The sequence below is a fragment of the Rhodococcus sp. 27YEA6 genome, assembly GCF_044908235.1.
Classification (GTDB): domain Bacteria; phylum Actinomycetota; class Actinomycetes; order Mycobacteriales; family Mycobacteriaceae; genus Rhodococcus_F; species Rhodococcus_F qingshengii.
The window spans coordinates 92,173-110,342 of the sequence record NZ_JBIYCY010000015.1; the positions used below are offsets into that span (position 1 = coordinate 92,173).

Sequence of the window (18,170 nt, forward strand, 5' to 3'; positions counted from 1 at the left end):
ACATTGCCCTCCCGTATACGGTTTAGGCAAACCTCACCTAAGTGCCTGATTGAGCCGGGTTGAGGGCCGTACCCCTTCTCGAGAGAGTTCTGTTTTCATGCGTTCAAAACGCTTCTTGGCGGTGGCCGCAGCAGCGGTCGCAGTCGCCCTCGGCATGACAGCTTGCAGTTCCGACTCCTCGGAGACCGCCGACGGCGGCAGCGCCGGAAGCGGATCCAGCTCCTTCCCTGTCACGATCGAGCACGCTTTCGGAACTACGACGATCGACGCCAAGCCGGAGCGAGTTGCCACCGTTGCCTGGGCCAATCACGAAGTGCCCCTTGCTCTCGGCGTGGTTCCCGTCGGAATGGCAGCGGCGACTTTCGGTGACGACAACGGCAACGGAATGCTGCCGTGGGTCGAGGAAAAGCTCGACGAACTCGGCGCGAAGCCGCCGGTGCTCTTCGACGAGACCGACGGCATCGACTTCGAAGCCGTCTCCGATACGAACCCTGACGTCATTCTTGCCGCGTACTCCGGGTTGACGCAGGAGGATTACGACACCCTCAGCGAGATTGCTCCGGTCGTGGCATACCCCGAGGGGCCGTGGGCGACGTCGTGGCGCGACGTCATCAAGTTCAACAGCATGGGCTTGGGTATGGAATCCGAAGGGCAGGAACTGATCTCCACCATCGAAAAGGAGATCGCCGACGAGGTTGCCTCGCATCCGCAGCTTGCCGGCAAGGCAACCATGTTCCTGACGCACGTCGACACCGCTGATCTGAGCCAGGTCAGCTTCTACACGGCGAACGACACGCGCGCCGCGTTCTTCGAGGACCTCGGACTTTCGACGCCGAAGAGCGTTGCCGACGCCTCGACGGGTGGTGAGTTCTCGAAGAAGGTCAGTGCCGAGCGTGTGGACGTCTTCGACGACGTCGAACTGATCGTCACTTACGGTGACCAGGCACTTGTCGACGCACTCAAGGCTGACCCGCTGCTCTCGCAGATGCCTGCCGTCGCCAACAACGCGATCGTGTTCCTCAATGGAACCGGGCCGATGGGAACGGCGGCCAACCCGACTCCACTCGCGATTTCGTGGGTACTCGGCGACTACGTCGATCTGCTCGCCGGGGCCGCTGGAAAGTCGGAGTGACTGTAACCTCGCAGGATTCGACGTCGGGCGCTCGCGATACGCGGCGCCCGACGTTCGGCAATTCGCTGTGGTTGATCGCCCTTCTCGTTGTCCTCGCGGTGCTCATGTGCGCTTCGATCGTCATCGGCTCTCGTGAGGTCGACTGGTCCGATATCGTTGCCGCACTAGGCGGTTCAACGGACAACATCGGTCAGGGTGCGATTGCCAAGCGCATTCCGCGGACGGTGCTCGCGATAATCGTGGGAGCTGCGCTCGGTCTTGCCGGCGCTGTGATGCAGGGGATTACCCGAAACCCTTTGGCGGATCCCGGAATCCTGGGCGTCAACATGGGCGCTTCGCTCGCCGTGGTGATCGGAATGGCGTGGTTCGGACTGTGGACCCAGACCAGCATGATCTGGGTGGCCGTACTCGGTGCAGCCGGGGCGGCGTTGTTCGTCTACGTGGTCGGGTCACTCGGGCGAGGTGGAGCCACCCCACTCAAGTTGGCTCTCGCCGGGGCCGCAACATCGGCTGCGTTTGCTTCGTTCATCACTGCGATCATGCTGCCGCGAAACGATATTGCGGGCAACATTCGTTCGTGGCAGATCGGCGGCGTCGGTGGCGCGAGTTTCGAGGTGATCCGGCAGGGTCTGCCTTTCCTCATTGTCGGCTTCGTGATCTGTCTGCTGTCAGCGCGCAGTCTCAACTCTCTTGCGCTCGGCGACGAGGTTGCATCAGGTCTCGGCGAACGCGTCGCGGTGGTTCGTGCAGTGGCAGCGCTCGGTGCAGTGCTGCTCTGCGGTGCAGCCACTGCCATCGCGGGACCGATCGGCTTCGTCGGTTTGGTTGTCCCGCATCTGTGCCGGTTGCTGATCGGGATTGACAACCGTTGGCTACTACCGTTTTCTGCGCTGACAGGTGCCGGCCTTCTCGTCGCCGCCGACATTCTCGGACGAATTGTCGCCCGGCCGAGCGAAATCGACGTCGGCATCATCACCGCGCTCATCGGAGCGCCCTTCTTCATTTACATAGTCCGCCGTCAGAAAATACGTGAGCTGTGACCACTACATTCGTTACTCCCGAAGTCGAGGTCGACGCAGTCGGAGCAAGCCGTATCCGACGAGGTAGACGCCGCCGCATCGTGATTGCCGTGCTGATGGTCCTCGTCGTCGCCTCCTTCGCGGTCACTCTGATGGTGGGAAAAACCTTCTACTCGCCGTCAGATGTGCTTCGGGTCGTGCTGGGGGAGAACGTGCCTGGTGCCTCGTTCACCGTCGGCCGCCTCCGGCTGCCTCGCGCTGTCCTCGCTGTGGTCGCCGGAATCTGTTTCGGCTTGGGTGGCATCACGTTCCAGACGATGCTGCGCAACCCGCTCGCGAGCCCCGACATCATCGGAATCAGCTCCGGCGCAAGCGCTGCAGCGGCTTTCGCGATCATCTCGCTTTCACTCGGCGGTTCACAGGTATCGGTTTTTGCTATCGCTGTCGGTCTGGGCGTCGCAGTCTTGATCTACGTTCTGTCTTTCCGGGACGGTGTGGCGGGCACTCGGCTCATACTGATCGGTATCGGCATCGCCGCGATGCTCGACAGCGTCACCGCCTACCTGCTCAGTACCGCCGCCGCGTGGGATCTGCAGGAGACGATGCGTTGGCTCACCGGCAGTCTCAACGGTGCCAACTGGGGTTCGACGGTTCCCGTACTCCTGGCGCTGGTCTTGCTCGGGCCGGTGCTGCTGAGCCAATCGCGCAACCTTTCGACCATCCAGCTCGGTGACGACGCAGCACAAGCGCTCGGCGTCAGAGTGGAACGAACGCGCATTCTGACGATCATTGCGGCCGTCGGACTCATCGCCTTTGCCACTGCCGCTGCGGGGCCCATCGCCTTCGTCGCATTTCTGTCAGGGCCCATCGCCGCCCGCATCGTCGGTCCGGGAACATCACTTTTGATTCCGTCGGCGCTGGTCGGAGCGCTGCTGGTGCTAGTTGCCGATTTCTGCGGACAGTTCGCCTTCGGCACCCGCTACCCCGTTGGCGTGGTGACTGGCGCGCTGGGAGCGCCGTATCTCGTCTACCTCATCATTCGCTCCAACCGAACGGGAGGTTCGCTGTGACCGAATCCCATACTCTGACTGCCGAAAACCTCGAACTCGGTTACGGAGGACGGACCGTCGTCGAATCGCTCGACCTCGCGGTGCCGCCGGGAAAGATCACGACCATCGTGGGCGCCAACGCGTGTGGCAAATCGACACTGCTGCGGTCGATGTCGCGGCTACTCAGTCCCCGAAGCGGTCATGTTCTGTTGGACGGCAAGGATGTTCATCGCCTGCCTGCGAAGAAGCTCGCTCGCACGCTCGGTCTGCTGCCGCAGTCACCGATCGCACCGGAAGGGATAGTTGTCGCCGATCTCGTCGGCCGTGGTCGTCATCCACATCAGCGGGTGCTGTCGAGGTGGAGCCGCGAGGATGACGCAGCTGTCGCCGAGGCGCTTGCGGCCACGGACACAACCGGATTGGCCGAACGATCGGTGGACGAGCTTTCCGGTGGTCAGCGCCAACGTGTGTGGATTGCGATGGCGCTCGCCCAACAAACCGATCTGCTTCTACTCGACGAGCCGACCACCTTCTTGGACGTGAGCCACCAGGTTGAGGTCTTGGACCTGCTCACCGACCTGAACCGGACTCGGGGTACAACGATTGTCATGGTTCTGCACGATCTCAATCTCGCCGCCCGCTACGCCGACTACCTCGTCGCCATGGCCGATCGCCGGGTCTACGCGGCGGGTGATCCTGCCGAGGTGCTCACGAGCGACAACGTCCGCACCGTGTTCGGTCTCGAGAGCCGAATCATCCCCGACCCCATGTCGGGTAAGCCGTTGGTGTTGCCGCTCGGGCGCCACCACGTGCTCGACGACGTGTCGACGTGACGGCGTCGAACGCCCCGGGCGGGTGGATCGAATCCGTGGAACAACTCAATGCGATTCTCGGACAGCCCCATCCGACGATCATGGAGAAGCAGACCGCTCACACGACTCCGTTGATCCGTGAATTCATCGAGCAGGCACGGTTTTTTGTGCTCGCGACATCCGATGCGGCCGGAAATTGCGATTGCTCGCCGCGCGGAGACTTGGTCAGTCAGGTTCTCTTCCCCGACGAGAAGACACTGGTGCTCCCGGATCGTCCGGGCAACCGGCGCGCTGACTCGTACCGGAACATGATCGAGAATCCTCACGTGGGGATCCTCTTTCTCGCGCCCGGGCACGACGAGATCGTGCGCGTCAACGGCACGGCGACTCTGTCCACCGATCCTGATCTGTTGGATTCGATGGCGATGAATGGCAAGCCTGCACAGCTTGCGGTGATCGTGCAGATCGACGAGGCGTATCTGCATTGCGCGAGAGCAATTCTGCGGGCGAAGCTGTGGGATCCGTCGACGTGGCCCGCATCCGATGAGGTGCCGAGTCTGCGCGACATGATGGCGGAGCAACACAGCCTGCGCGTCGAGGACCTCGAACCCGCCAGACAAGAGGCGTACCGCAAGTACCTGTACTGAGCGCAGATCCGTCACCTATGTCCGATAATGATCCGTGCCTTCAATTGCCTCATCGCTGTTCTGGATCGCGCTGATCGCGGCCATCGCGCCGATAGTCGCGGGCCTGATCCCGCGTCGACTGGTTCCCGAAGTGGTGTTGCTACTGGTCGCGGGCGCAGTGGTCGGGCCGTTCGCCCTCAACATCGCAGCTGACAGCGAAGCGATCGGCATCCTGCGCGAACTCGGCCTCGGCATGCTGTTCCTGCTCGCCGGCTACGAGATCGACCGACAGGAACTCAGTGGGCGCGGCGGACGTCGAGCGCTCTACACGTGGCTGTTCTGCCTCGCGCTGGCGTTCACGGTGGTCGCGCTGCTTGGCATGAGGAACGTGATCTCCGCCGAAGCCGCTGTTGCCATCGCGATGACGTCGACCGCTCTGGGCACGCTGCTGCCGATCCTCAAGGACAACAAACTCCTCGACACACGCTTGGGTAAGACCGTCCTCAACCACGGGGCCGTCGGCGAGCTCGGGCCGGTCGTCGCGATGGCGGTGCTGCTGAGTGCCCGTGGTGCCGTACTGTCGCTGATCGTTCTTGCCGTCTTCGCCTTGATCGCTGTCATCGTTGCGGTGCTGCCCGGCAAGCTGATTCACGAAGGCTCGTGGACACATCGCCTGGTGCGGGCAGGGGCGGACACGACGGCGCAGACGACGGTCCGCCTCACCGTTCTGTTGTTGGTCAGCCTCGGAGTGCTGTCGGCCGTGTTCTCACTCGACGTCATTCTCGGTGCATTTGCCGCCGGCTTCATCCTGCGGCGACTGATGCCAGAGGGCGACGAGCGCCTCGAGATCAAGCTCGACGGGATCGCCTTCGGGTTCCTCATCCCGATTTTCTTCATCACTTCAGGCATGGCGATCGACGTCTCGGCGGTCGCCGCCAGTCCCGGCATACTGATTGCTTTTTTGATCCTGATCGTTGTCGTCCGCGGCGCGCCGGTGTTCTTCGTGACCAAGTTCGAGAAGGTCGAACCACCCTTCACCACGCGCGAAAGTGCGCAAGTCGCGTTGTACGGGGCTACCGGCCTGCCCATGATCGTGGCGGTCACTGGCGCTGCCGTCGACGCGCATCAGATGTCCTCGGACAACGCGTCGATTCTTGTCGCGGCCGGGGCGATCACGGTTCTATTGCTGCCGATGCTCGCCACTCTCTTGACGAAAAAGGAGAAAGTGTCCTGATTCAGAGATCCAACTGCTCGTCGAGCCAGTCGAACATCCGCTGATCAGTCAGACGCCTCGCCATGGGCTGGCAGTGGAAGTTCGCGCCCTCGGCAGCGGTGAAGGGAACCACCGTCGTCGGTCCGCCGGCGAGGGCGGCAAGCCGCTTGGATTGACCGGGCCAGAATTGCTCGCCTTCCGGATCGGTGATGAGCAGGGGAGTGGAGATCGAGCCGGCGACGTGTTCGAGGTGGTACTTCCGAACCTCGGCGAGAGTGTTGTAGTAACCGTCGGCGAGGTACGGACGCGCTCGGAAACGCCAGATTCGGGCGCTGTCCTTGGAGAATTTCATTCCCAGCCCTATCGCCATGTCGCGGTCGAAGGCCTCCGACTTCCCCTCGTCGAGTAGCTTCTGCATGTTCTTGGGGATGTGGGCGAGCCACGACGCGGCCACGTCCACGACCCCCGGATCGGCGATCGCTGCCGCGATCCGATGCTCGAACGCCAACGACTGGGGCACCCAGTACCCGCCCTGACTGATCCCGTACATCGCCAGCTTCGACGCATCGACGTCCGGCCGGTCCACGAGATAGTCGACGACGGGCGTGATGACGGCTTCCCAGTCGTGACGGAACGGGATGTTGCGCTCGAAGAGCATCGACTGCTGACCGGGACCGTCGAACATCAACACGTTGTAGCCCCGCTCGAGCGCCCCGGCACCGCCGCTGCCCCACAGCCCGCTGATCGGGCCGTCGCTACCGTTCACCATGATCAAAGTCGGCCGTCGCACGTCCCCGGGCGGCCGGAAGAAGTACCCGGGCAGGTAGGTGTCCTCGTAAGGGATCCGGACGCGTTCGACGGGCTGGGAGGTGGTGTCGACGAAGCGGTCCCACGCCTGTCGGTGACGTTTGAAAGTGGGGACCAGAACCGAATCGTCGCTGAGACCGTCGACTGCGTTGATCGCCACACCGAAGTACGACGCCGCCCGCAGGTACGCGTTGGACGCGCTTCGCGAATGCCCGGCCTCGGCTGCCTCTACTGCCTGCCCGAATACCCGTGTGCCGAGGTCGAACCAGGCCTCGTACCAGCCTTCGAGGTCCTTCTCGCCGACGTGAGCGATGGCCGAGAGCACTTCGCCGGTATCTGCCGCGCCGAAGGTGGCTTGCCCGAGAACGACTCGTAGCTCGAAGTCGAAGGACTCGTTGCGATAGAAACCAGCAGTGAACGCCTGGTGCGGATGGGCGAAGAACGACGACGCGAGAGACATGGGCACACCTTCGCTAGTTCGGGGCAGCCATTTTCAGTTGTAGTTCCAGGATCGCCCGAATCGCTTGCCGGAAAACCTGTCAGCGCGGCGACGCCGGGAGCCCGGTGGATGGCGGCCTCGACATCGCAAATGCCAGGGTGCACAACCACAACGACATTCCCAGCACCTGCGCACGTTGAGCGATACCCAGTCCGAGATTACCGCCGCCGGAGACTTCGATGCTGTTGGTCGTCAACATCCACACCGTCGCAAGGGAAGTCAGGATCAGAATGGTCAGACCCGTCGTCCGCAAAGAAGGGTGCTCGCGATACCTGAACGCTCCCACGGTGAATGCGATCATCGCGGTGAAGATCGCGAAGACCGCCACGCTGCTCGTCAACGCGTGAACATGGTGGAGCTGCGGAAGTAGACCGTCGGGTGCGCTCGACGGGCAACCCTCGCCCGAGCATTCGAGGGGGAACGACGCGTCGGCGATGGTCGCGATGCCGAACACCGCCAGCGCAATCCAGCCCGTGACGTAGAGCCTTCGCCGGGGCGTGATCAGCAGACCCAGCGCTCCGGAGATCAACATCAAGATTGCGGACAGGACATCGGCGTTACCGAAGACATCGCGGTATTTCTGGTTCTCGGCATCGAGTTCGCTGAGGAACGATGTCACCGGGTCGAGGCCGGTGTCCAGGAAGAATTCGAGAATCCACGACGAGTAGACGATTCCGCCCAGAGCCAGCGCAGCCACCAAACCCCACCGCGCAACGTTGCGTTCTTTCACGAAATCGAGCTTACGGACCGAGCAGGGCTTTCTGGACGCGTTCGGCCGCTACCAGCGGATCTTCGTGCTCCCAGACGCGGATGACGGTCCAACCCTGCTCTGCCAGACGTGCATCGGTGTCGCGGTCTCGAACCACGTTGGCGGCCAACTTGTCCGTCCACCACTGCGCGTTGTTCTTGGGAAACGTCGCATGCTGCGGGCAGCTGTGCCAGAAGCATCCGTCCACGAACACCGCGACTTTGCGGCGTGGGAATACCAGATCGGCCCGTCGGCGAACACCTTTGACAGGCGCCCGATCCACGAAGTACCGGAGTCCGCGTCGATGCAGCTCGCGTCGAAGTGCGATTTCGGGTTTGGTGTCGCGCCGACGCTGAGCGCTCATCCGAGCGCTGGTGGCAGGATCCGTCGCAGGCACCGTGGTTCTCTCAGCCGTCGGAATCGTCGCTGTCTTCGGGATCGGACCAGGTAGGCGCAAACCTGTTGCGACGCTCCACTTCACCGTGCACGACGGTCACGAAGTCGGTGAACGAGAGCGTCTGAGCTTCGGTGGGGCGGCCGTTGCGCGGCGGCGGTTCGTCGACGTCGAAGAACCGAACTGCGCCATCGGGTTCGTAGAGTCCGATGTAGACCTTTTCGAAGAGGTCGTAGCGGGTGTCCTCGGCGCCGAGATCCACCCAGGCCTTTCCCGGAACGCCGACCACCGCGCGCTTGCCCCGGCCCGAGCGCTTCGAGAGCGTCGTGACGTGGTGTGCAAAAGAGGATTTGCCGGTGTCGCTGGTCTTGGTCGGGTCGCCGTCGTCGCACGTGGCGTACGGCTCGAACATGACGGCGACCAACACGCTGTACGGCTGACGCTGATGCAGAACCATTGCCTCGCCACGCAATTCGTGGTCGTTGCGGACGATGTTCTTGGTCCACCGTCCCAGCTTGCCGCTGCGGGGACTGTAGTCCTGGAAGTTGTACGTCTTGATGGAGACGCAGAGGATCAGGCCGAGAGTGGGGTCGAGTGCCTTGACGTCCAAGCGCTTTCGGCCCTTGGCGACATCGACTGTTGCCTCCTGGCCTTCTCCGGACGCCGTCGGGGTGATGTTGGGATACAGCGGACGCAGAGCGTCGGCCACCGTCTGTGCCAGTTGATTGGACAGTCGCTGGGCGTAGTTCTTCTTCTCGCCGCGATCGGCGTCGGCCGGGGGCTTGTCGCCCGCGAGTTGCAGTGCGCTCCAGAGTGGTTCGTGTTCCGGCTCGGAAAACAGTGTCTCCGGAAACAGGGGTTCGGGAAACAGTGAGTCCGTCATGCCGCGGCCTCGGGATATCCGCCCATCCGCTCGAGATGGCTTTCGACGTCCTCGATGAAACCGGGGATGAACCGAAGATTACCCATGCGTGCGCGCTTGAGGAAGCCGGCCGTCGCCCGAGCCGACAGCAACCGCGTGTCTTCGAGGAAGCCGCTCAGATCTTCATACTCGTACTGCACCGGCCACGTCGACGTGTGTACGCGGAAGGCCTGACGATTACGGCCCCAGGCCGCACTCGGCCAGGCGTCGCCCGGTTCGAGTGGCGTCTCGCCAGCCGCGTCGTATTCGATGGGATCGCTCAACCGGCCACCGACCCACGACGCCATCCGCACGCTCACGGCATTGCCGACGAGCTTCCAGCGATGGCTGTGGCGTAGGCCGGGAACCTCGACGGACGGCAGCGTCCAGTCGGGATCGAAACCCTGCAGTCGCTCGGCATCGACTAGACCGGGAGTGACGATCTCACCTGACGGCAACCGGACTGCCGGCTGACTGGGGATGCCGACGGACGAGCCGCCCTTGAGCGTCGGCACGGCATTGACGGCCCATCCGAGACCGCGAGTGCCTTCGGTCCAGTAGAAGCCGCACGGGTAGTCCGCGGGATCGCCACCCAGGCGCTCGCCGGCGTCCTGGCCGAACAGGATTTCGCGAGGATCGTCTGTGCGCGAGGCAAGCATGATGACCCGCTGGCGACGCTGGGGGAGTCCGAAGGCGCGGGCGTCGACCACCCGGTACGCCCAGGTGTATCCGAGGTCTTCGAGGGCGTCGGTGATGTGCCGCATGGCGGCGCCCTTGCCGAGCTGAAGCATGAACGGAACGTTCTCGATCAACAGCCAGCGCGGGCCCTTCTTACGCTTGACCAGACGGAACACCTCGTCCACCAGTCCTGAGCGTGCGCCGGTGATGCCTGCCGTTTTGCCGGCCTGAGAGAGGTCCTGGCAGGGGAAACCGGCGGCCACCAATTCGATGTCACTGGGCAGCGCGCGAAGTTTGGTGACGTCACCGTGCAACGGCACGTCGGCGAAACGCGAACGGAGAACTGCCTGCGCGCCCGGATCGATTTCACACAGCAGTTCGGTGTTCCACCCATGTTCCGAGAGCCCCAACTCGAGACCACCGATACCGGCAAACAAACCCACCATGCTCCGCGACGACGTCACAGCACCCTTCCTCACGAACCGACCTAGAAGCACGGTACTCGAGAACTCCGACACCGTTTGCCAACTATTCAGTCCGCGGCGTGCTCCTTACGGAAGAACCGTTGTGAAACGCCTTACATCGAGATCTTCGGGGCCGATCGAAGTCCCTAAAAGGTCCCTGATCGAAGCAATAACCCGAACCAGCGGTGCTCCGTGCCCGTTCGTCCATTACCGTGGTCGGGTGAGCATCCAACCTTCCGGTGACGCGTCCTGGCCCGCGGTATTGACCTGGCAGGCCCACAACGCTCCTCGTATGGAGTCTGTTCGTGTGCAGCTGAACGGAAATCGCATCAAGGCTTCCGGCCGGATCATCGGTGGAGCCTGCAGTGAGCACCCGGCATTCAGCGCGTCGTACGACCTGGTCACCGACGAGGCCGGCATCACCCGCCGGTTGTCCGTGCGGACCGCCCTGGCCGCCGGTGAGCGTCAGATGTCGATCAGCCGGGACGAAGAAGGCACCTGGATGGTCGAGAACGGCGCCAGTCACCAGCGCTCTGCGTTCGATGGCGCACTCGATGTCGACGTGATCCTCAGCCCGTTCTTCAACACGCTGCCCATCCGCCGCGTCGGCTTGCAGAACGACATCGAAGACGCCGAGGTCCCGGTCGTCTACGTCAATCTCCTCGACCTGCGCGTCGAGGGTGCGACCATCACCTACAGCTCCGGCGCCGACGGAATCAGTGTGCTGTCCCCGGTGTCCAGCTCGACGCTGTCCGTCGACACCGAAGGTTTTGTCCTCGACTACCCGGGTCTGGCAACTCGTATCTAGGTTTCGTATCTCTAGGTTGCGTAGTTCTAGGTTGCGGATCGCCGGATGACGCCGCCGCGTCGACCGGCGTCTCGCATCCGGTTGATCCAGTCGGGTTCTCCGGCCTGAACGTCTTCGATGTCCCACCGCTCGTGCGACTCGTAGGCGCCGCGCGCCGCGAACCCTGCGTCCACCAATCGTGCCGTCGAGCCGTTGTCGAGCAGATCGGTACGTGCGCCCTGCAAAAGGTCGAGCGCCTCGTCCAGCGCGACCAGCAGGGCGTCGCGGTTGCCCTCGCACATCGCCCGCACCAGGCCAGGAGCGCTCCCGGCCACGCGAGTGCCGTCGCGAAATGATCCGGCAGCCAGCCCGAGAGCCAGTTCGCCTCCGGCAGCTCCGGTGATCGCAAGCGTTTCCGCGAGCAGGTGAGGCAGATGCGAGATTCGCGCGACTGCTCGATCGTGCTCGAGAGATTCGGCCGGCACGACGACCGAGCCGCAGTCGAGTGCAAGGTCGGCGACCTGCGACCACACGTCTGCGTCGACGCCCTCGTCGGTGGCAACGACCCACACCGCGTCGACGAACAGATCGGCATCCCCGACCGCCCAACCCGAAGCTGACGTCCCCGCCATCGGATGACCGCCCACGAACTTGGCGCTCAAGCCCGCTCGTTCGACCGCGGCCTTCACTTCACCCTTGACGCTGACGACGTCCGTGATCGGATTGTCGGGCGCATGCGCGGCGATTGCCTCCAAGGTGGCGTCGACGGCAGGCATCGGCACGGCGACCACGATGATCGCGCCGCTTTCGTTTGCTCTCTGCAGCACTGAAACCAGATCGGTGTCGGCGTCGAAACCGTCGGCTCGGGCCGCGTCGGCGGACTCGCTGGAACGGTTGTAACCCCACGCCCGGCGGCCGGATCGGACGGCGGCGCGAAGTAGCGAACCGCCGATCAATCCGAGGCCGAGAACGCAGACTGGTGGGGCGGAATCGATCGCAGACACGAGTTCAGGTTGGCACATCGATGCTCGGACTTCACTCACTGGCACCAGGCGGGCTACCGTTGCGCCATGGGTGCACAGCGCGCGGGTAACAAGAGCGCCTCTTCGAACCAGTCGGAGGAGCTTGAAGGCTTCGGTGTCGCGGTGGTCCGTGAAGAGGGGCGTTGGACGGTCAAGGCACTGACGCCCGACGCGTTGACCTCGCTCTCGGCCGCCGAAACGCAGCTGCGTGAGCTGCGAAGTTCGGGTGCCGTCTTCGGTCTTCTCGACGTCGACGACGAGTTCTTCATCGTGTTGCGTCCGGCGCCGTCGGGCACGCAGTTGCTGATTTCCGACGCGACCGCCGCCATCGACTACGACATCGCAGCCGACGTCCTCGACGCTTTGCACATCGAGATCCCCGACATCGACCCGGACGACCTCGACGATGTCGAACCCTGGGAAGAGGGCGATCTGTCCGTGCTGGCCGATCTGGGCCTGCCGGAACCCGTGCTCGCCGTCATCGCGGCCGAGACCGATCTCTATCCGGACGAGCAGTTGGGGATGATCGCGCAGCGACTCGGGTTCGCATCCGAGTTCGGCGCAGCGCTCGACAAGCTCCCGCGCTAGATGACTCTCGCTGACGATCAGCGCATGATCCGTGCGGCCATCGTGGCCGCACGTTCCGCCTCCGACGCAGACGTCCCGGTCGGGGCAGTGGTGTTCGACGCAGACGGCGTCGAAGTTGCTCGGGCCTCCAATGCCAGGGAAGCGTCGTCCGATCCGACCGCGCACGCCGAAATCCTCGCGTTGCGTGCTGCCGCGAAAACCTACGGTGACGGCTGGCGCCTGGAAGGTGCGACGCTTGCCGTGACCCTCGAGCCATGCACGATGTGTGCGGGCGCTCTGGTCCTCGCCCGGGTTTCTCGGGTCGTTTTCGGGGCGTGGGAGCCGAAAACCGGAGCCGTCGGATCATTATGGGACGTAGTTCGAGATAAAAGATTGACCTATCGGCCGCAGGTGCGCGGCGGCGTCCTCGAGGACGAATGCGCTGGGCTTTTGGAAGATTTCTTCCGCGAGCAGCGGGCCTGAATTCGGTATTCCCCATCGAGAGTGATCGCACACTCGGGTAGCCGGATCCATCAATCGAGGGCATGGTGGAGGCAGATGCCGTCAGGGCATCGGCGGATCGTCGGAAGGCGATTCGTTCGCGTTCACAGAGGAGTACTCATGGGAATCGCAGACAAGGCTCAGAACAAGGCCGAAGACCTCGGGGGCAAGGCCAAGGAAGCTGCTGGCAGCGCTACCGGTGACCGGGACCTCGAAAACGAAGGCAAGGGCGACCAGGTGAAATCGGCCGTCAAGGATGCAGGCGAGAAGGTCAAGGACGCCGCTTCCAGCATCAAGGACAAGCTCACGTAATACCGCTCCACCTGGCGATTTCAGCCACGGGCACTCCATCCGGTAAAGTCACCAACGGTGGCGTGTCCGAGCGGCCTAAGGAGCACGCCTCGAAAGCGTGTGACGGGTAACCCCCGTCCGAGGGTTCAAATCCCTCCGCCACCGCCAAAGCTCCCCACCTGTTCACGCAGGTGGGGAGCTTTTTTGTGCTTGGTGGCGCCTATAGTCCCGTTGCTCGGACGACGTCAGGGAATCGGTAGGTTTCATCGAGGACTGATTTGTCGGGGACATAGCTGCGAATGATCAGTCGAAATTCGTCGTGCGGAGCGGGTAGCCAGTTGGCACGAGCATCCGGATCGGTCGGCTCGTCGTGAGACAGGTGCAAGGTGAGCTTCCCGTCACGAAAGACGAGATCGCCCGCGTCGAGATTGACGGTGCCGAGGTTGACGCGGTTACCCGGTGCGTCGGCGAGCATAAATGCGTCCTTGTCGTACATGGTCAGAGACCAGAAGCCGCCGCGACTGCGGTCGACGGGTGGGAGTGCGTCTTCTGTGAAGGTCATGGTGTACCGCTCGCGGCCGTGGAGCAACGCTCCGTCGTGGTCGGTACCCCGGATGAGGTAGACAGCCTCGTGAAAGTCGTTGACGTAAATGTAGATGACGGCCGCGAGCGCCCGTCCGAACCAGTCGGTGCCCCACAGGCCACTGTTGCGTTGCCGTTGCCATCCGTTGCCTGCGTCGACCCCGGTTTGGACGTAGCTCGCCGATTGATGGAGGGCGACGTCGGCGCGGAGCGCGGCGCGGTCGAGCAGCGCTCGGTACGACTTGTCCGAACGATACAGTGCGACAAGCGTCTTGGCTTGATCAGCCATCGGGGTGTCTGCTGCGCCCATGGTCGGGTTGAAATCGAGCATTGCTGCAAGATCGGTCCAGAAAGATTCCGGCTTCACCCATTGAGGTCGACTGGCGTCGGGATCGACCGCCAACATTTCGGCGGTGACGCCCTGAGGGTAGATCGAGTTCGCGGCGTGGGCCTCGTAGCCGAAGGACCGCGGGCCGGGTCGATCCTCGCTGAACGGGTACATGCCGATCTGGTCGAGCACCGACCGCGCCTGCTGCTTGGACGCCTCGGAACGTGCTGCGAAACTGCGAGGGAAGACACCAGCCACGTTCGTCGGTGCTCGAAGCACATCGAGGAAGTCTTCCGGCAACTCGCCATCCCAATCAGGTCCGACCAGAAGGAACTTTCCGCCGGGAGTGCCTGTCGCCGAACCAAGTTGGTGAGTCACATTTGTCAGCACGTCGACGATCTGGATAGTCCAGTAATGGCCGTCGGGTACCTCGGTCGGGGTCTGTATAACTGCGGTTTCGTCGGTGAGATCGGCGAATCCTGCGCCGTAGATCGTGTCGTTGTTGGGTGAGACGACCCACCGCTGCGCCGGGCTCATGTAGTCGGTGAGGGCACCTGTGTAATTTTTGGCGGCGCCTGGCAGAAGGCCGAGTTGGAGTCCGGTCTTGCCATCCATGATCTCCCACATGTTTGTACGGCCGAAGGTGTCCACAGCTGGATAGCCCCAGTAATAGACGATCCGGGCGAGGGCTTCCACGTAACTCTCAGCGGCGAGCGTTGCTGGAACTCCGGCCGATCTCGCCAGTTGAGCGTGTGCCGGCGTGAAACCTTGTGCGATTGAGTCGGTCGGGGAGTCCATGAAGTCATGGTGCCGGTGACCGTCCGCTGCATCATCACCCTTGCGGGGTGAACCGGTGAGGAAATCGAAAACCGGTTCTGTGTACGCAATTCGAACGTTCAGGAGCGGCGAGCGATCCACTCTGCAGCGGCGGCATCGATGTCCTGCTTCAGCTTCTCGAAGAACGAAGGTGGCGGGGTGGGGATCAAATCTGCTGCGGTAGTGAGGGATCGACTGAGGGCGATCCGACGCTCGCGTAACTCGTCGTCGGTCAGGAGCGTCAGGTCCGCCATCGCGAGCTCCCTCGATCGGTGTGATTCGTGTTTCGGGCAGACCGTGCGCATCGGGATCGATGCATGATTCGATGCGCACGGCCCAGGCATTCCAGGCTGGGGGCCGGAATGCACAGTCGATTTTACCAAATGATTACTAATGGCTGTAGACGCGGCTCACCCTTCGGTGTTCGTGGAGCACTTTCACAGGGTTCTCCCAGGTCGTAAGTCCTGACAACTGTTGAAGCTGCAACTATCGTCGAGCCCATGAAAAAGATCTGGTGGATCGGCGGAGCAGTAGTTGTGGTCGTACTCGCCCTGCTCGTGGGGCCGTGGGCGTACGGGAAGTTCATCGCTGAAGACGATGCACCGGCGGCCGTGGTGTCCACTGAGGGCGCGGAGGCGGCGTCCGGATCGATCGACGGGCAATGGACCGTCGTCGCCGGGCAGGGGGACAACCAGACGGCAGCTGGGTACACCGTGCACGAGATTCTCAACGGATCGAGTGTGACCGTCGTCGGAACCACTGGCGAGGTGAGCGGAAACGCGGTTGTCGAGGGTGAAAAGCTCACTTCCGGCGAGGTAACGGTGCAGGTGGCAAGCATCAAGACCGACTCGGATCGGCGCGACGGCCAGTTCACGGGCAATGTGATGGATACCAGCACGTATCCGACGGCGACGTTCACGATCGACTCGCCGGTGGACTTGTCTGCTGTACCGACGGACGGAACAACGGCGACGGTCACGGTGTCAGGAACGCTGTCGCTCAAGGGTCAGTCCAAGCCGGTGTCGGTCGACATGACCGTGCTGCATTCGGGTGATTCGCTGATCGCATCGGGCTCGATTCCGGTCTCCTGGACCGATTTCGGAGTCGAGCCTCCGTCCCTCGGTTTCGTCACCGTCGACGGCAGCGGCTCGGTGGACTTCCTGGTCTCACTCGCCGCGAGCTGAATTACGTCCACCCGATTCGCACTGCTTCGGGGCGGGCAGGGAAGATTAAGGACATGACCTTCCTTTCTTCTTGTCCGCTCCGAAGGCAGTGTGCGATCTCTGCCCGGACGGAATGAACAGGTGATGCCCCGGTGGAGACCGTTCCGGACGGGCGAAGACCCCGATCCACGGTTCACGCTCGCCAATGAGCGGACATATCTGGCTTGGATCCGCACTGCAACGGCCTTCGTCGCGTCGGGCGTCGGACTCGAAGCGTTCGGCGGCGACATTCTCAATCCGACGGTTCGATCCGGCTTGGCCGCGTTGTTGCTCGTCGGCGGTGCTCTGATCGCCATCACTTCCTTTGTCCACTGGATCAGCGCCGAGCGTGCACTGCGAACTGAGCGCTCGTTGCCGGTGCCGCTCATGGCGCCGGTCGTCGGCATCGTGCTGGTGATCTGCGCGACCGTCCTGGTGGTCGAGGTCGTGAACTGATTGACCGCGCTGGAACCGTCGGAAGGTGTCAAGCCTCCGGACAAGGGCTTGCAGTCCGAGCGCACATCGCTCTCGTTCGTACGTACGAGTCTGTCGATCCTCGGCTTGTCTGCCGCCTGTCTGAGATGGTTGCCGCCGTTCGGGTCGGCGGCCCTGATCGGCCCGTCCGTCGCTGCCGTGCTCGTCGTCGCGGTGACGGTCTACGAACGTCGGTCGCGGCCCAGGCGGTTGGCCCAGTTTTCGGCCGAAAAGGCAACGCCCGCTTTGGGTATGGGAGCAACTCTCGCGGTCGCTCTGCTCCTGCTCAGTGCGACGGGGCTGTGGATTCTGCTGAAGTGACCTCGGCTTTCGGCGCCCAGCCGGGCGGGCCGAACACGTAGCCGGCTCGCTGCCGCCACGATGTCGACGCCTTCCAATCGCGAGCAATGGCAGCATATTCGCGCGTTTGGAGCTTCCAGATGTTGTACGTTCCGACCGGCGTCGTGAGTCCGTAGGTGGGGCGGTGGGTTTCGGCTGCGAAGGTTCCGAACATCCGGTCCCAGATGATGAGGATTCCGGCGTAGTTGCGGTCGAGGTACTCGGCGTCGGAGCCGTGGTGGACGCGATGGTGTGACGGCGTGTTGAAGATGAATTCGATGGGCCGCCAGAGTTTTCCGACACGTTCGGTGTGGACGAAGAACTGGTAGACGAGGCTGACGGAGAAGCCGACGAACACCATCCACGGCGGGATCCCGAGGAACGGCAACGGCAACCACATGATGATCTCACCGCTGTTGTTCCACTTCTGCCGCAGTGCGGTGCTGAAATTGAAGTACTCGCTCGAATGGTGAGCCTGGTGTGTGGCCCAGATGACTCGAACTCGGTGTGCGATGCGGTGATACGCGTAATAGAGGACGTCGATTCCGAGCAGCAGGATCACCCAGGTGTACCAGGCAGTCGGCGAGAGGTGCCACGGAGCGAGATACACCCAGATTGCGGAATAGCCGATCAGCGCCAGCACTTTCCAGAAGGTGCTCGTTGCGATCGACACGAGTCCGAGTAGAACGCTGGTTCTGGCGTCGACGCTTCGGTAGCCGCCCTGTGCCGGCCGTGCGCGTCCGTCGGCGTCGTCGGGATGATCTTCGAGCGCACGGGCCGCGAACCATTCGATTGCGAGGAAGATGACAAACGCGGGGATTGCGAGCGTAACGGGATCATGGAGCGGTTCGAGCAGTGACTTCCATGATTCGAGAAGGGTTTCCCACACGCGATTTGTCCTGTTCTCTAGCTCTGATCG

The 18,170-nt window shown here is 63.0% G+C and carries 22 protein-coding genes and 1 tRNA gene; 14 read left to right on the forward strand and 9 right to left on the reverse strand.

Annotated features, from left to right (window positions below; translation table 11 throughout):
* Positions 1 to 97: 97 nt before the first annotated feature.
* Genes ABH939_RS27215 through ABH939_RS27240 form a run of 6 tightly spaced genes read left to right on the forward strand, consistent with a single transcriptional unit; the run spans position 98 to position 5,872 of the window.
* Positions 98 to 1,132 (forward strand): iron-siderophore ABC transporter substrate-binding protein, encoded by a 1,035-nt coding sequence (locus tag ABH939_RS27215; protein ID WP_064442985.1) that lies wholly within the window; start codon positions 98 to 100, stop codon positions 1,130 to 1,132.
* Positions 1,129 to 2,172 carry an iron ABC transporter permease gene (locus ABH939_RS27220; RefSeq protein WP_054827389.1) on the forward strand — a complete coding sequence of 348 codons (1,044 nt, stop codon included), beginning with the start codon at positions 1,129 to 1,131 and terminating at the stop codon, positions 2,170 to 2,172. Before ABH939_RS27215 ends, ABH939_RS27220 begins: the two co-directional genes overlap by 4 nt.
* Positions 2,169 to 3,221 (forward strand): FecCD family ABC transporter permease, encoded by a 1,053-nt coding sequence (locus ABH939_RS27225; protein WP_404650413.1) that lies wholly within the window; start codon positions 2,169 to 2,171, stop codon positions 3,219 to 3,221. The genes ABH939_RS27220 and ABH939_RS27225 overlap by 4 nt, the downstream gene beginning before the upstream one ends.
* Positions 3,218 to 4,033, forward strand: coding sequence for an ABC transporter ATP-binding protein (locus ABH939_RS27230; RefSeq protein ID WP_050655593.1), 816 nt, complete (start codon positions 3,218 to 3,220; stop codon positions 4,031 to 4,033). The genes ABH939_RS27225 and ABH939_RS27230 overlap by 4 nt, the downstream gene beginning before the upstream one ends.
* Positions 4,030 to 4,659 carry a pyridoxamine 5'-phosphate oxidase family protein gene (locus tag ABH939_RS27235; protein WP_404650415.1) on the forward strand — a complete coding sequence of 210 codons (630 nt, stop codon included), beginning with the start codon at positions 4,030 to 4,032 and terminating at the stop codon, positions 4,657 to 4,659. The genes ABH939_RS27230 and ABH939_RS27235 overlap by 4 nt, the downstream gene beginning before the upstream one ends.
* Before the next feature lie 34 nt (positions 4,660 to 4,693).
* On the forward strand, positions 4,694 to 5,872 hold the full coding sequence (locus ABH939_RS27240) for a cation:proton antiporter (protein WP_404650416.1): 1,179 nt from the start codon (positions 4,694 to 4,696) through the stop codon (positions 5,870 to 5,872).
* A gap of 1 nt (position 5,873) precedes the next feature.
* On the opposite strand, the gene ABH939_RS27245 is transcribed toward ABH939_RS27240, so the two are convergent.
* The 5 genes from ABH939_RS27245 to ABH939_RS27265 all read right to left on the reverse strand — a co-directional run bounded on the left by ABH939_RS27245 (position 5,874) and on the right by ABH939_RS27265 (position 10,324).
* The gene (locus ABH939_RS27245) at positions 5,874 to 7,118 is read right to left on the reverse strand and encodes a S9 family peptidase (protein ID WP_151097623.1); all 1,245 of its coding nucleotides are present in this window, start codon (positions 7,116 to 7,118) and stop codon (positions 5,874 to 5,876) included.
* 79 nt (positions 7,119 to 7,197) lie between these two features.
* Positions 7,198 to 7,887 carry a DUF998 domain-containing protein gene (locus tag ABH939_RS27250; protein WP_007731663.1) on the reverse strand — a complete coding sequence of 230 codons (690 nt, stop codon included), beginning with the start codon at positions 7,885 to 7,887 and terminating at the stop codon, positions 7,198 to 7,200.
* A gap of 10 nt (positions 7,888 to 7,897) precedes the next feature.
* Positions 7,898 to 8,302, reverse strand: coding sequence for a very short patch repair endonuclease (locus ABH939_RS27255; RefSeq protein WP_042921136.1), 405 nt, complete (start codon positions 8,300 to 8,302; stop codon positions 7,898 to 7,900).
* Between the two features lie 10 nt (positions 8,303 to 8,312).
* A complete protein-coding gene (locus ABH939_RS27260) occupies positions 8,313 to 9,182 on the reverse strand; it encodes a hypothetical protein (RefSeq protein ID WP_165638732.1) in 870 nt (289 codons plus the stop codon).
* Positions 9,179 to 10,324, reverse strand: coding sequence for a DNA (cytosine-5-)-methyltransferase (locus ABH939_RS27265; RefSeq protein WP_312637598.1), 1,146 nt, complete (start codon positions 10,322 to 10,324; stop codon positions 9,179 to 9,181). Before ABH939_RS27265 ends, ABH939_RS27260 begins: the two co-directional genes overlap by 4 nt.
* Positions 10,325 to 10,562: 238 nt before the next feature.
* Between ABH939_RS27265 and ABH939_RS27270 the strand changes: the two genes are divergently transcribed.
* On the forward strand, positions 10,563 to 11,150 hold the full coding sequence (locus tag ABH939_RS27270) for a putative glycolipid-binding domain-containing protein (RefSeq protein WP_073512852.1): 588 nt from the start codon (positions 10,563 to 10,565) through the stop codon (positions 11,148 to 11,150).
* A 26-nt stretch (positions 11,151 to 11,176) separates the two neighbouring features.
* Here the strand turns inward: ABH939_RS27270 and ABH939_RS27275 are convergent, their stop codons facing one another.
* Entirely contained in the window at positions 11,177 to 12,151 is a 975-nt protein-coding gene (locus ABH939_RS27275; protein WP_054827397.1) for a prephenate dehydrogenase, read from the reverse strand.
* A gap of 48 nt (positions 12,152 to 12,199) precedes the next feature.
* Between ABH939_RS27275 and ABH939_RS27280 the strand changes: the two genes are divergently transcribed.
* The 4 genes from ABH939_RS27280 to ABH939_RS27295 all read left to right on the forward strand — a co-directional run bounded on the left by ABH939_RS27280 (position 12,200) and on the right by ABH939_RS27295 (position 13,678).
* Positions 12,200 to 12,739 carry a tRNA adenosine deaminase-associated protein gene (locus ABH939_RS27280; RefSeq protein ID WP_003943823.1) on the forward strand — a complete coding sequence of 180 codons (540 nt, stop codon included), beginning with the start codon at positions 12,200 to 12,202 and terminating at the stop codon, positions 12,737 to 12,739.
* Positions 12,740 to 13,201 (forward strand): nucleoside deaminase, encoded by a 462-nt coding sequence (locus tag ABH939_RS27285; RefSeq protein WP_003943976.1) that lies wholly within the window; start codon positions 12,740 to 12,742, stop codon positions 13,199 to 13,201. It begins immediately after the preceding gene.
* A 138-nt stretch (positions 13,202 to 13,339) separates the two neighbouring features.
* Positions 13,340 to 13,531 (forward strand): CsbD family protein, encoded by a 192-nt coding sequence (locus ABH939_RS27290; protein ID WP_003943869.1) that lies wholly within the window; start codon positions 13,340 to 13,342, stop codon positions 13,529 to 13,531.
* A 56-nt stretch (positions 13,532 to 13,587) separates the two neighbouring features.
* Positions 13,588 to 13,678, forward strand: a tRNA-Ser gene (locus tag ABH939_RS27295).
* A gap of 52 nt (positions 13,679 to 13,730) precedes the next feature.
* Here ABH939_RS27295 and ABH939_RS27300 read toward each other — a convergent pair.
* Positions 13,731 to 15,218 carry a DUF1254 domain-containing protein gene (locus tag ABH939_RS27300; protein WP_387386972.1) on the reverse strand — a complete coding sequence of 496 codons (1,488 nt, stop codon included), beginning with the start codon at positions 15,216 to 15,218 and terminating at the stop codon, positions 13,731 to 13,733.
* Positions 15,219 to 15,316: 98 nt separating this feature from the next.
* Complete coding sequence (locus ABH939_RS27305) at positions 15,317 to 15,490, reverse strand: hypothetical protein (RefSeq protein ID WP_003943953.1); 174 nt, start codon at positions 15,488 to 15,490, stop codon at positions 15,317 to 15,319.
* A gap of 246 nt (positions 15,491 to 15,736) precedes the next feature.
* Here ABH939_RS27305 and ABH939_RS27310 point away from each other — a divergent pair, with 246 nt between their 5' ends.
* The 3 genes from ABH939_RS27310 (at position 15,737) to ABH939_RS27320 (ending at position 17,233) form a co-directional block, all read left to right on the forward strand.
* The gene (locus ABH939_RS27310) at positions 15,737 to 16,420 is read left to right on the forward strand and encodes a YceI family protein (RefSeq protein ID WP_404650419.1); all 684 of its coding nucleotides are present in this window, start codon (positions 15,737 to 15,739) and stop codon (positions 16,418 to 16,420) included.
* 123 nt (positions 16,421 to 16,543) lie between these two features.
* Positions 16,544 to 16,894, forward strand: coding sequence for a YidH family protein (locus ABH939_RS27315; RefSeq protein ID WP_003943804.1), 351 nt, complete (start codon positions 16,544 to 16,546; stop codon positions 16,892 to 16,894).
* On the forward strand, positions 16,895 to 17,233 hold the full coding sequence (locus tag ABH939_RS27320) for a DUF202 domain-containing protein (RefSeq protein WP_404650421.1): 339 nt from the start codon (positions 16,895 to 16,897) through the stop codon (positions 17,231 to 17,233). It abuts the gene before it with no gap.
* Here ABH939_RS27320 and ABH939_RS27325 read toward each other — a convergent pair.
* Positions 17,199 to 18,140, reverse strand: a complete 942-nt coding sequence (locus ABH939_RS27325; protein WP_003943902.1) for a sterol desaturase family protein — start codon at positions 18,138 to 18,140, stop codon at positions 17,199 to 17,201. The genes ABH939_RS27320 and ABH939_RS27325 overlap by 35 nt on opposite strands.
* Positions 18,141 to 18,170 lie beyond the last annotated feature (30 nt).

Bases quoted from the DNA above. Each gene is read 5' to 3' on its own strand.
- ABH939_RS27215 (WP_064442985.1), top strand. From the start codon at position 98: ATGCGTTCAAAACGCTTCTTGGCGGTGGCCGCAGCAGCGGTCGCAGTC.
- ABH939_RS27245 (WP_151097623.1), bottom strand. From the start codon at position 7,118: ATGTCTCTCGCGTCGTCGTTCTTCGCCCATCCGCACCAGGCGTTCACT.
- ABH939_RS27260 (WP_165638732.1), bottom strand. From the start codon at position 9,182: ATGACGGACTCACTGTTTCCCGAACCCCTGTTTCCGGAGACACTGTTT.
- ABH939_RS27265 (WP_312637598.1), bottom strand. From the start codon at position 10,324: ATGGTGGGTTTGTTTGCCGGTATCGGTGGTCTCGAGTTGGGGCTCTCG.
- ABH939_RS27275 (WP_054827397.1), bottom strand. From the start codon at position 12,151: ATGTGCCAACCTGAACTCGTGTCTGCGATCGATTCCGCCCCACCAGTC.
- ABH939_RS27280 (WP_003943823.1), top strand. From the start codon at position 12,200: ATGGGTGCACAGCGCGCGGGTAACAAGAGCGCCTCTTCGAACCAGTCG.
- ABH939_RS27285 (WP_003943976.1), top strand. From the start codon at position 12,740: ATGACTCTCGCTGACGATCAGCGCATGATCCGTGCGGCCATCGTGGCC.
- ABH939_RS27290 (WP_003943869.1), top strand. From the start codon at position 13,340: ATGGGAATCGCAGACAAGGCTCAGAACAAGGCCGAAGACCTCGGGGGC.
- ABH939_RS27300 (WP_387386972.1), bottom strand. From the start codon at position 15,218: ATGGACTCCCCGACCGACTCAATCGCACAAGGTTTCACGCCGGCACAC.
- ABH939_RS27305 (WP_003943953.1), bottom strand. From the start codon at position 15,490: ATGGCGGACCTGACGCTCCTGACCGACGACGAGTTACGCGAGCGTCGG.
- ABH939_RS27310 (WP_404650419.1), top strand. From the start codon at position 15,737: ATGAAAAAGATCTGGTGGATCGGCGGAGCAGTAGTTGTGGTCGTACTC.
- ABH939_RS27315 (WP_003943804.1), top strand. From the start codon at position 16,544: ATGCCCCGGTGGAGACCGTTCCGGACGGGCGAAGACCCCGATCCACGG.